Below are 12659 nucleotides of genomic sequence, written 5' to 3'. Positions count from 1 at the left end.
AAAACCTCTTAAATCTCGAAAGATTTAAGAGGTTTTTTTCATGCTACGCAATTGTCAGAATTGTGTGGGTGCACCATTACTTTAATTTCACGTTGGAATCTTGTACGATATACTGTTGATCACTAATTTGGTACATGCCCGGAACATAGCGATACACTCTATATTGCTCACCTTTTTTCAAGACTCTTGGTAGTTTCGTTGTTTTATCAATCGATTGCCAAATGACTGTGTCTTTTAAGATAGTAACTTTACCGATTTGACCTGGATTTAGCTCTAGGCCTTTCCAAATTTGTTTTGGACGTTTGTTCTCCGGTAATTGGTTTTTGGCAATCATATCTTTAGATGGTGTTTCGTAAGAAATGGCTGCTGTTCGTTCTAACCAGATGTCTCCACCTAGTCCAAGCATAGGAGAAATGGCTTGTTTAACAGGTAGATTTTGTCCTTTTACAGCTTCTCCTACTTTTTTCAAGCGGTTATTTTCTAAAACATACAATGGAGTTGTTTTGTTCACTTGAAGACAGTTTTTAGCACTCTCTCCGCATGAATTTTGTGCAAAATACTTAGCTGCACCCTCCATATACAAGATTGTAAATGTAGAGAATTTGGTAACGTTAAATTTTAAACCTTGTGCATTTTTGCTAAACTCTACTAACTTTCCTTGTACAACTTCTTTTGTTCCATCGCTATGTTCGATGAAAATAGCTAAGTTATCCAATTGTTCTTTTGTTGCATTTGTAGGAATTGGTAATGTTAAGTCAACCGAACGATTTTGCATATTTGTTTCGATTACCATCGGACGTCCTATCACATTTACTTTTTTATTCCCTACGATTTGGTTTACTACCGTTTCTTTTTTAGCTCTTTCTTCGACCGCATTTTTCTTCGCTTCCTCTTTCATCGGAACGACTCGGAAGTTTAGATCTTTTCCGAAATCTTGCATCGAAGTTTGCGGAATATAAAGATGTGCATTTGCAGTGAAAATTTCTAGATTTGCTTTGCCATTTGCAAATTCATCTACCGCATCTTTAGGGATCGCTACACTAACTTCATTTACTTTGTCTTCTTTGTCAGAAATTATGATTCTTGCTGTATCTTGATTTTGTTCTTTAAGCTTTTTAATCGAATCTTTTACATCTTTTGCAACTAGAGTTACTACATCTTTTACCGTTCCATCTAATTCTGTAGTGCGCTTAACTGACGTATTGGTAATAGTTGTTCCAGCTTCTTCTTTGATGTCTTCCACTTTTGGTTGTGATGGGTAATATGATCCGCCACCACCACCTGGATTTACTACAGGATCTGTCACTTTTACTTTTACTACTCCAACTTCATTTTCGTTGTAAGTAATTGTAATGGTAGTTTCACCTTTTGCTTTTGCTGTAACTTTACCATTTGTAACTGAAACGATGCTCTTATTAGCTACTACATACTTCGCATCCAATGTTACGTTTTTCACAGTTGAGTTTCCATTTTCTGGAGTTGTTACTTCCGTAACTGTAAGTTGATCAGTTGTCCCAGTTGTTAAAGAAAGGTCAGTTTTATCTACATGTAATGTAATTACATCCTCAACTTCTGTTACTTCTTCTGTTACATCAACTGGAACTGTTTTTATTATTTGGTCATTGTATAAAACTTCGATTGAAGTTTTACCAACACCAATTGCTGTTACAACTCCACCTACTACTGTGACGATTTCTTTATTTCCAGAGATGAATGTTGCCTCACTCGTAACATCCTCGCTAGTAGTTGAACCATCATCTTGTTTAACAGTCTCTGTAACTACTAATTTATCCGTATCACCTTTAGTCAATGCAAGTTTTACTTTATTTACTTTAAATGTTACATCCAATTTAGAAATTGTGAATGTATCGGATGATACTCTATGTCCAGCCAAATCTTCCACTTCAAATACGTAATCATTCGTACCGTTTATTAGTGGTATTTCAACTTCTATTTCTTTATTATATCCATCCATTTTATAAGGCTCTGATAGTTCATGTGAGAATACTTCACTTCCATTTAAGTAAATGCGAACTTCATCAAAGTTATCCCCTACCGTCACAGTCGCTTTTGGATTCTCTTCATTCAAAGATACTTCTTGACCATCTGTTACTCCACTAACAGTAATTGTTGGTGCTTGAGTATCGACAAATATCTTACGAGTAATTTGCATTTCATTTCCAAATTCATCAATTGCAGCTACTCTGATATCTTTCACACCATCTGATAATGTCAAAGTATGAGAGAAGTTCACTCCATCAAATTCTGCCTCTTCATCGTTAACTTTAACAGAAACTATATTGGAAGCGTCATCCACTGTTCCATATACTTTTACTTCACTTGTATTGTAAATATCATGGAAATCCGGACTTTCGATAAAAATTACAGGATGATCAGATTCAGTAGGAATACTTACTAAATAATCCGAGAAGTTGCCTGCAGCATCCCAAACTTTTACAAGGATAAGATCTTTGCTTGTCAATGAAGAATCAAGTAAAAATTCATTATCTTTTGCAGATAATTCTTCCGATACTTCTTTCCCGTTAACAAGTACTTGCCAATAATCAGCCCCAGTACCGTCTACATTATCCTTAAAATCAGAAACTAGAACTGCATTTGTTTTATTATCCAAAGTAACTTTAGCTGTTGGTGCAATAGTATCTACTTTTACTGGGAATTTGATAGATTGCCATTTGGCACCCTCAAAATCAATTACAGCACTTAATTGAATGAAATAATCTCCATCGGCTGCAAGTTTGTTATTGATTTTTCCATCCCAACCGTAATTAGTGTTGTATCTGTAAGAACTTTTTAAAATATAATTTTTCGTTAAATCTTTTGCAGTACGTATTGTACGAACCACTTTTCCTTTACTATCCAGTACTGCTACTTTTAACTCTTTCGCATTACGGAATAATGAGAATACTGGAATCGCTTTATCACGAATTTCATCACCGTTTGGAGAGAATCCAAAACGAGTTGTGTCGAAATTACCTCCACCATCAATAAAGTTTCCTTGCTCATCTGCCAAAGCAGTCATTCCCCAATATGACATGTCATCCCAAGCAAAGTAATCAAAGATCGGTGCTTCATCCCATTTGCCGTTGTATCCGAAGAATGGAACTGTTAGTGGAACGTTTCCAGTAATAGCTTCATTCGAATCAGTCAATGTAACAAAACCGTCAACGAAGAAACCGTTTGTAAGATAATCTTTTAGTTCTTCAAGGTCTTTAATATCAATTTTCACTTCAAATGTTTTAGTACCATTTGCTGGAAGTACTAATTTATCTAATGTGTCAATTGATACATCATCTGTTACAACAAAAGAACCGAGTAGATTTGGTGCTGTTACTAATACACCAGCATCTGCAAATGCATCTGTCTGCACAGCAACATTTACATTATAAGTTTTCTCTTTACTTGAATAGTTCTTTGCTTCTAATGTAAATGTAATTTGATCATTTTTTATTTCTTTAAGTGCAACTTTCCCTTCACCCGTTGCCTTATTTGTAACGACAACATCTGTAGAGAGTGCATTCGCAAGTTGCATTAAACCTGATCCTTGACGACGAGGTGATACAAATTCACCTTTTTTAAATTCTACAGGTTTTGACGTATTCATTAACAAATTCTTCGCCAATTGAACTCTGTCATACCCTGTTAATTTAAATTCTTTATTCACACGTTCTAAAATTAATGCCGTACCTCCTGAAACATGTGGTGCTGCCATAGAAGTACCACTCATTAAACCGTATTTATTGTCATTTAAAGTTGAGAAAATGTTTCCACCTGGAGCTGTAATCTCAGGCTTGAAATCTAAGTTTGGAGTAGGACCCCAAGAAGTGAAATCACTCATTTTCCCAGCTTTATCATTTTTAGTTTCTACAAAATTCCCTTCAAATGAAACAGTAACAGCTTTACCACTTTCTAACGCTGTTTTTAATTTCACTCCATCTGCTTGAAGTGCCGACATATAAGGAATCTTAATCGCAGGATCTGACACCATATTAATTGTTCCGACTGTGTTGTTATAAACAATAACTCCTACCGCTCCTGCAGCTTGTGCATTTTTTCCTTTAGACACAAAATCGATCGTACCACGACTAATTAAAGCAATTTTGCCTTTGAAATCTTTCCCTACAAAATCTTGCGGATTTCCAATACCTGCGTCCACTATTGCAGTTGGCTTTGCTAGAGTTTTCATTGGATCCGCATCATTTGCTAGTAAATAAAGTGCACTTCCAGATTTCACCTTATCAAATTGATAATCGAAACTATATGCTGTGATTACACTATTTTCAAATGAAGCAACACCAAAAGAATTATAAGATACACTTGGAGATCCTGTTAGCCCGTAATCTTGGTTTTCAGCATATGGATAGAATGTTCCAGAACCAAACATATCTGAGTTACCTGCTGAAATTGCAACTAGTACCCCATTATCTGTTGCTCTTTTTACTGCCTGTTGTTCTGGATTACTTGCATCCACAAAACCTGCAGTCGAGCCTAAAGACATGTTTAGGACATCCACTCCAAGTTTAATCGCATCATCAATAGCTTTGACATAGATGTCTCCAAAAGTAGAAGGATATCCAGGATCATTACCGAAAACTTTTAAAGCCAAAAGTTGGGCTTCCGGTGCAACACCTTTTATTCCGCCATTTTTTTCATTACCATTAGCACCTACAGTACCAGCTACATGCATACCATGCATAGAAGCATCAGGTCCAAGGTCTAAAATTTGGTTATTACCGTCCATATAGTTATAACCAAACGGTACTTTTGGTGTAAAGAACTTACCTTTTCCAATTGTTCCATCGGTTAATAGCTGATCTACTTTTGCTTTTGTAATAAGACCTTTTGCATTATCTGTTAAGACCATATCTTTGTGACTCGGGTCAATACCAGTATCGATAATACCTACTACCATACCTTCGCCTCTGACTCCGTATTCATTCCATGCGCGTTGTGCTTGTACCAATTCTTTCGAATAAATCATCTCTGGTTTTTCGGTAGGGCGTTCATATTCAGTAGACTCATAGACTGCTTTAACACCTGGAATAGATGCTATTTGATCTACATACTTCGCTTCAACTTCAGCAGAAAAACCATTGAAAACAGTTGTGAAATTTTCTAAGTATTCAATAGTTGGTGCTTTTTTCGTAATAGTACTTTGTACATTTACTTGCTCTTTTGTAACAGTCGATTCTAAACTCTTACGATCAGAAGAGTTTAATTCCTTATAAAGTACCCCTTTTTTTGTTGCTTTTTCAATTGTTGGAGCATTCGTAAGCTCTACAATAATCCGTACTTTTTCGTTTGGATTTTCCGGTTCTACCAGTCTTTCTGGAATATTATGTTCAGGTTTTTGTAGTTGAAGCGTAGGCAAGCTAGCCTTACTTTTCGCATTAGAAACCGTTCCCATTCCGAATGCAACATTACTAAATGACAACATAAAAACTAATGTCATTAGTAAAATTCTTCTTAATTTCAACAAATTATTTCCCCCTTGTATTCTAGTTCACACCATTAGATGCAAAATAATCCAAAAAGTGTGGCAATATTGAATTTACCATATTTTTAAACTATTATAAATACAAATTTTGCGTTTTGAATATTACAAATATATTACAATAAAGTTACAGATAATAATCTTTCAGAAAAATTTTACTTTTTACAACAAAATTACTTGCTTTTCGAGACTCATATTATTGGATAACTCGAATTTTCAGTAAGTTATTGGTTTTTTATTTTTCAATATTTTTGGCTGCAAAACATATTCACACTATTAAATTGTCATGATAGTTTGATAACTTGATAACCTATCTTTTGTATAACCTTTATAAGCACTTCTTTATGCCCTGTTTGGTGAGAAAAAAATCGCTCCCAGTCATAATTAATATGACTAGGAGCGATTTGTTAATTAATTTTTGATAAATAAGATGTTTGAATCTTGGACGATATATTTATGATCATCGATTTGATACATACCTGGAACATAGCGATACACACGATATTGCTCGCCTTTCTTCAAGATTCTTGGTAGTTTCGTTGTTTTGTCAATGGATTCCCAAATCCATGTTCTATTCTTTCTTAAACTCTCTATCTGTGGATCAACCTCCGAATGAATATCCCACCTTCTCTGGTATCCTTAGAGAGTGAGTTTTGTTTTATCACCTTCTGCGCTTCCGCCTTGAGACTCAAATGTAGTCGTGTAAGTATAAATTGTCCAATTCACATACTACGTTGTATCCGTTGTTACTATATCTGCAGATATAATCAATTTATTTGTAAAAAAGGTTATCTATACCGTCATAGGAAGTGTATCACTCTCGTCCATTTTATATTTTCATTCTACTCTTCTCTCAAAGAAATTATTATTCGTTCTAAGTTGATTATATGGAAAAGAACTGTCACATTTTAGTTAGGAAACGCCATATTTTGTCAAAACTCAAATATCAATACAAAAAGTTGCTCCCAAACATGGTTAACATGACAAGGAGCAACTTATTTTATATGTAATTTTCCGTTACTGAGACACAGTCTCACATACCGCATAATTGTTCTTCCCTGCTTTTTTCGCTTGGTACATAGCTTTATCAGCATGCTTTATCAATGATGCAGCGTCTAGTCCATGTTCTGGATATACCGCAATTCCTATGCTTGGTGTAACCATTACTTGATGGTCCTTAATATCAAATGACCTCTTTAATTCATGTAAAATGGTGCTAGCAATTTTGACCGCTTTTTCTTTATCTAATAGAGGAAGCGTGATGATAAATTCATCCCCTGCTAATCTTACTACGCAATCATTTTCAGGAACACAGCTTGTCAAAATGAACGCCACTTGTTGAAGTACAAGGTCTCCAACATCATGTCCGAACGTATCATTAATTTCTTTAAAACTGTCTAAATCGATAAAGAGAATACTTAATGTTTCATCGCTTGTCGATATACTAGTTAAGTTTTTAAGCAGATTTTCGTCAAAGAAACGTCTATTTGGTAATTGAGTTAAAGGGTCTATGTATGCCAATCTTTTTATTTCATTTTTTTTATGAGCTAGATCTTTATAAGCGATTTCTAGCTTAGTATTCTCTATTTGTAATTTATTCACAAAAAAACAAACTGGAAGAGCTACAAGAATATTTGCAATTATTACTTCCAATTGAATATAATATTCTAATTCAGTCATCATTTCTTTTTCAATAACAACTCTTGTGAACACATGAAGTAAGGTAGCAAAAATAATCGAAAATGTTCCGCCCTTAAATCCCTTATAATATGAAAAAATGAGAGAGGGTATTAAGCAGATAAACCATGCGAATGACCCTTGAGATTCACTTAAACTATTATCAGATATATAAAACTCCAAACAAAAAGGAAAAGCGTAACATACCATAATTACTACCCATAGTAGTTTAGGAATATTCCGAATACCTAATTTCCTGAATTCTATCATGAAGTATACTCCCTTTCACTTGTGCTCACCACTTAATCATATAGTTATTTTGGACTAATTTAATATAAGCAATTAGATACATATATACATAATAATATTCAGTTGAAATTGAAAAGTCAAATTTACGGACCAAACAAAATAGTTTTATATAACCATTCACCTACCATATTATTTAAAATTATAGTTTTTTTATCACGCACTGTAGCAAACTATCTTTATTTTAATTTCACGAACCAAATCACCGAGATACAATTTATAATATCAATTGATGGACTTGTACTTACACATATTAAATTGAAAGTTATTTTGACAAAATAAACCCGCTACTTCCCATTTTAAGAAATACAGATTCTACTTCCAACCTATTCTTTCAAATAATCGGGCAATGAAAAGTAAAAGTGCTCCCTTCACCGATTTTACATACCACATTTACACGTCCTTCATGCCGCTCTATAATTTCCTTTACGATGGCAATCCCCAGACTTTTACCACTTACGACTCCTTCTGTCTTATGGTAAAAACAATAAAAAAAATCTGGCAAATCTTCCGCATTATCGCAAATTGAAAGATCAATGTTTGTGTATACGTTAGGAAGCATCTACCCTAATTACCTAAAAATGAATGAGAACTTTCTTTGAATTATTTATCCATTTCTCATCTCGCTTTTTCCAATATAATGCTACTTTCATAAGAATTCTAGTGACGAAGATTCACAATAATAAAACGCTCCAAGCATATCGAATATGACTGGAGCGCTTTTAAATTTTGGAGAATAAATTTTTTTAGTACCACTTTATGTGATTGTGTTTATTAAATGTTGAATGGCCCTCTAAAAGAACGGCTACATTTCATTTCTTAAAAATACCCCGCAAAGGCTTCATATCCAAAATAGAAGGAAAGTAGTGTTAATGCCGCAAAAACTAGGTTTTCTACTGCTCCTCCTGTTCTCGTAGTGAGAGGAAAACGCACTGTTACATTTAATGGAAATAACAGTTTAATACCGTTTTTAGTAGCCATGTCTAAGATGAAATGACTGCTCATTCCGATTAAAATACCAGCTGTAATTGATTCATTCGTCAAAAAGGAATGTAAAAGAGCCCCCATTAAAAACAAAAAGACCAAACTATGCGTAAAAGAACGATGGCCAAAAACTCCATTAACTAATTTCGATACAATTGGAAACTTTCTACCGATTGTGCTCCCTCCGTGACAAATATCTGGAATTAACGCGCCAATGACACCCGCCCCAACTAAAATGACTGGATTATAATTTGTGATTTGTGCAAAAGCAAGACTTGCTGCAATACCGCCTACGATGTGTGTGTTTCCTGTCATGCTTTAAGCTCTCCTTTTCAGTAATTTCTCTAACTACTTTACACTATGTAAACAAATGAAGAAAACCCTAAAAATCAATATGTAAGTACAATTTGAAATAGAGCTTAAAGGAGCTTTCTCGATAGTAGCACCAGTTTATTCATAAAAAACAGTTATTAATAATCCTCATTACCTATTATGGTTTTTAATAAAAAGTAATAAGTCTTGTTTTTAAGGTAAATTAGGGTTAAAATATAATCAAATAATAATTCTATTAATCTATATTCTTGAAAGGAGATGTTTGCATGGAGCTTCAAGAAAATTTTGATTTACTTTTTCGTTCTTTTTATGAACATAACCCTGATGCAATTTTTTTATTAAATACAAGTGGAGATTTAGTCCATAGTAATGAAATATTTCCAAAGTTATTTGGTTATTCAGCTGTTTCAGAGGTTAGGACAGTTGAATCGATGCTTCCCCTAAACAAAATCCCTTTATATAAAAAAGCTTTCTATGATTCACTTACACATAATCCACAAAATATAGATATTGAGTTTATACATAAAAATGGACATACGCTTAATATAAATCTAACGATGATACCTACTGATTTAGACAAAAATTTTAAAGGCATAATTGGAATAGCAAAAGATATTTCCAACTTCAAAAAGGCAGAAAATTTAAACAAATATTTAGCATCTTATGATTCATTAACCGAACTACCTAATAGAAGACACTTCGTAGAAAATTTAGATAAGCATCTAATTATTAGCAGGACCCTCAATCAAAAATTAGCTATTATGTATTTGGACTTGGATAGATTTAAATATATTAACGACACCCTCGGTCATGCTATAGGTGATAAATTGCTTGAACAAATATCTAAGAGGCTTCAAATATGTGTAGGAGGGGATGTTTTAGTAGCACGTATAGTCGGAGATGAATTTGGTATTTTATTACCAAACTTACAAATAGATCAGATAATTGAGTATTCAAAAACCATAATTAAAGCCTTGGAGGAACCCTTTTATATTGAAAAATATCATCTATTTGTCACGACATGTATCGGAATAAGTGTGTATCCAAATGATGGAGAAGACTCTCAATCTTTACTGAAAAATGCTTCTTCTGCCGTAAACAGAGCAAAAGAAATGGGGAATAACAATTATCAAGTTTTTACCTCATCAATGAATGCTCAAACATATAAAATATTTTCATTAGAGTCTAGTCTTCGATATGCAATTGAGCAAAATGAATTAGAGATGTATTATCAAGCTAAAGTTTCTACGAAAACGAATCAAATTATTGGAGCAGAAGCACTTATACGCTGGAACCATCCAGAATGGGGAATCCTTACTCCTGATGAGTTTATACCATTAGCTGAAGAAACTGGTATAATTACAGAAATCGGAAAATGGGTTACGCATACTGTATGTCTTCAAAATAAGGCATGGCAGGATGCAAATTTACCTGCAATTCCGATATCTATTAACCTCTCAGCAAATCGATTTTTAGAAAAAAATCTAATTATTGATATAAAAAAAGTCTTAGAAGAAACTAATTTAGATCCATCTTATTTAGAAATTGAAATAACAGAAACCTCGCTTTTAGAAAACGAAAAGCATATCTTATCGATATTAGATGAGCTTAGAAGTATTGGAATTAAAATAGCAATGGACGACTTTGGGACTGGCTATTCTTCCCTATCCACTCTCCGTCAATTTAAAGATCAAATTGATACGCTTAAAATTGATCGTACGTTTATTCAAAATTTAAGTCAGTCTGATAAGTACGATATGAATTTTTTTACAAACATGATTATTCAATTATCACAACATCTAAATATGGATGTAGTTGCTGAAGGGGTAGAAACAAGTGAACAACTTGAAATATTACATAAGTATAATTGTGGTACAATTCAAGGATTTATCTTTTCTAAACCAATTCCTGCAGACCAATTTGAAACCTTATTAATGCAAGATACATTAGAACCAATAGAAAATATCGATTCTAGTGAGGAGGTACCGTTCGAAGATCAACGCGAGTTTTTCAGAGTTAATCTCGAATTCCCTTTAAGTGCAAACATGACTTTAATTCGAATACGTGGTAAAAAAGTAGAAATTGGAAATACCCTAGTATTGATTGAAGACATAGGTTTAGGAGGATTACGATTCCTGTCAGATATCAAGTTAGCTACAAATCAGGATATCATTTTAGAATTTGAAACGGAAATTTTAGGAAATATGATAAAATTTTATGGTTCAATTGTTTGGATGAAATCAGTAAAATCAAATATTTTTCAATATGGAATAAAGTTCGCAATGGATGAAAACGAGCGATCCTTATTAACACAATTACTAAATAAATTTGCAATTCTATTAAGAAAGTCTCCTCTCCTTCCGGAATGCAGTTTTATTAAAGTAGATCGTTATAATTTTTTTAAGCAAAAAGAGAAGAATAAAAAAACTGAATAAATACATATAAGGTCATTAACATTGCAATAAATTAAAACATCATTTATCAAGAGTCTTTATATCTAAAATTATTACACTATTTGTTATTCCATTCCACAAAAAAACTCCTTATAATTAGGTTTGTTAGTTCTGTCCAAATCCCAATTAAAAGGAGCTCACCATGGATAAGGATACCACAAAATCCACACTAAATGAATTACTAAATGTATTAGATGAAAAAACATTTTCCAAAATCATAAACGTTATAAATCTTGATCATTACGTTAAAAAGTTGACTGCTTACAAGTTTCTTCAGCTGTTTATCATTGCACAGGTAAATGAAAAAAAATCGCTGAAAAAGTTAGCGAAACACCTCAAAGATACGGAAGAATTTCAAACGTTTATTCAGATGGATGCCATCAGTGATTCACAGCTTTCACGTAAACAATCCTTGCTAACACCGGCAATATTTGAAAAAGTCTTTCGTCACCTCGTCGTTTCCATTCAGTCGAAGATGAAAAGTAACGAACCAATTCTTCGCGATATTCGTAAGCTGCTTGTCATTGATTCTTCTACAATATCGATGAGTCTAAGTCAATATCCTTGGGCAACGTTTCGGAAAACAAAAGCAGGTGTTCGACTTCATTTGCGAGTGGTTGTCACAAAAGATGTGACTCTTCCAGACCAGGCGGTAATTCTACCGGCAAAACACGCAGATCGCACGCAAATGAACAAGTTAGTTGATATTGACTCCGATGCGATTCACCTGTTTGACCGAGGCTATACAGACTATCAACAGTATGATGTGCTTTGTGATCGAGGGATTCCCTTCATTACGCGACTTAAGAAAAATGCGAAAATCGAAGTACTCAACGAACAAATACCAGACGTAGAAAATCATATCTTCTCGGATCAAGAAGTCATTCTAGGCAATGAGCAAAATGGGACCAAGATGCAAAACCCTGTGAGATTAATCCAAACAAAAGATAGCGAAGAAAATGACATCATCATTCTTACTAATTGTTTTGATTTATCCGCTAAAGAAGTAGGCGATTTATATCGCTATCGTTGGAAAATCGAAACGTTTTTCAAATGGATGAAGCAGCACTTAAAAATCAAAAGCTTCTATGGAAAAAGTCAAAACGCCGTGTACACGCAAATTTGGATCGCGCTCATCACCTATTGCTTACAAGTCTTACTACAACTGAAATTAAACCATGAAGGACCTCTTTTAGATGTAAAAGGAACGCTTCAAAACTTACTTTTCAAGCCATTTAATGCATTTGTAAAAGCTCTATTTAGACCACCCACAAGAACATCAAATGGGCGTAAAAAGTACGACTGGGAAAGAGAATTTCAGCACATTGTCAGACAGTTCGATGAAAGAGAGGTGGAGCATTTAGACGATTTAACGTATGATCCAATTTTCTAGT

General features: G+C 33.8%; 6 protein-coding genes. 2 read left to right on the top strand and 4 right to left on the bottom strand.

Features of this window, described 5'->3' with window-relative positions:
- Positions 1 to 76: 76 nt before the first annotated feature.
- From ACEPXG_RS04240 to ACEPXG_RS04225, 4 genes are all read right to left on the bottom strand, one after another.
- Entirely contained in the window at positions 77 to 5497 is a 5421-nt protein-coding gene (locus tag ACEPXG_RS04240; RefSeq protein ID WP_391207823.1) for a S8 family serine peptidase, read from the bottom strand.
- A gap of 1032 nt (positions 5498 to 6529) precedes the next feature.
- On the bottom strand, positions 6530 to 7459 hold the full coding sequence (locus ACEPXG_RS04235; protein ID WP_391207820.1) for a diguanylate cyclase domain-containing protein: 930 nt from the start codon (positions 7457 to 7459) through the stop codon (positions 6530 to 6532).
- 370 nt (positions 7460 to 7829) lie between these two features.
- Complete coding sequence (locus ACEPXG_RS04230) at positions 7830 to 8057, bottom strand: ATP-binding protein (protein ID WP_391207818.1); 228 nt, start codon at positions 8055 to 8057, stop codon at positions 7830 to 7832.
- Positions 8058 to 8314: 257 nt separating this feature from the next.
- On the bottom strand, positions 8315 to 8794 hold the full coding sequence (locus tag ACEPXG_RS04225) for a metal-dependent hydrolase (protein ID WP_391207816.1): 480 nt from the start codon (positions 8792 to 8794) through the stop codon (positions 8315 to 8317).
- Positions 8795 to 9078: 284 nt separating this feature from the next.
- Between ACEPXG_RS04225 and ACEPXG_RS04220 the strand changes: the two genes are divergently transcribed.
- Together ACEPXG_RS04220 and ACEPXG_RS04215 are read left to right on the top strand one after the other, a co-directional pair.
- Complete coding sequence (locus ACEPXG_RS04220; RefSeq protein ID WP_391207814.1) at positions 9079 to 11247, top strand: EAL domain-containing protein; 2169 nt, start codon at positions 9079 to 9081, stop codon at positions 11245 to 11247.
- 160 nt (positions 11248 to 11407) lie between these two features.
- Positions 11408 to 12658 (top strand): IS4 family transposase, encoded by a 1251-nt coding sequence (locus ACEPXG_RS04215; RefSeq protein WP_391207812.1) that lies wholly within the window; start codon positions 11408 to 11410, stop codon positions 12656 to 12658.
- The last annotated feature ends 1 nt before the right edge of the window (position 12659 follow it).

The organism is Psychrobacillus sp. L4, from assembly GCF_042944905.1.
Classification (GTDB): Bacteria; Bacillota; Bacilli; order Bacillales_A; family Planococcaceae; genus Psychrobacillus.
The sequence above is the reverse complement of the archived record's forward strand: the minus strand, read 5'-3'. Positions and strand labels throughout refer to the sequence as shown.

Coding starts and splice junctions, on each gene's coding strand:
- ACEPXG_RS04235 (WP_391207820.1), bottom strand. CDS start 7,459: ATGATAGAATTCAGGAAATTAGGTATTCGGAATATTCCTAAACTACTA.
- ACEPXG_RS04225 (WP_391207816.1), bottom strand. CDS start 8,794: ATGACAGGAAACACACACATCGTAGGCGGTATTGCAGCAAGTCTTGCT.
- ACEPXG_RS04215 (WP_391207812.1), top strand. CDS start 11,408: ATGGATAAGGATACCACAAAATCCACACTAAATGAATTACTAAATGTA.
- ACEPXG_RS04230 (WP_391207818.1), bottom strand. CDS start 8,057: ATGCTTCCTAACGTATACACAAACATTGATCTTTCAATTTGCGATAAT.
- ACEPXG_RS04220 (WP_391207814.1), top strand. CDS start 9,079: ATGGAGCTTCAAGAAAATTTTGATTTACTTTTTCGTTCTTTTTATGAA.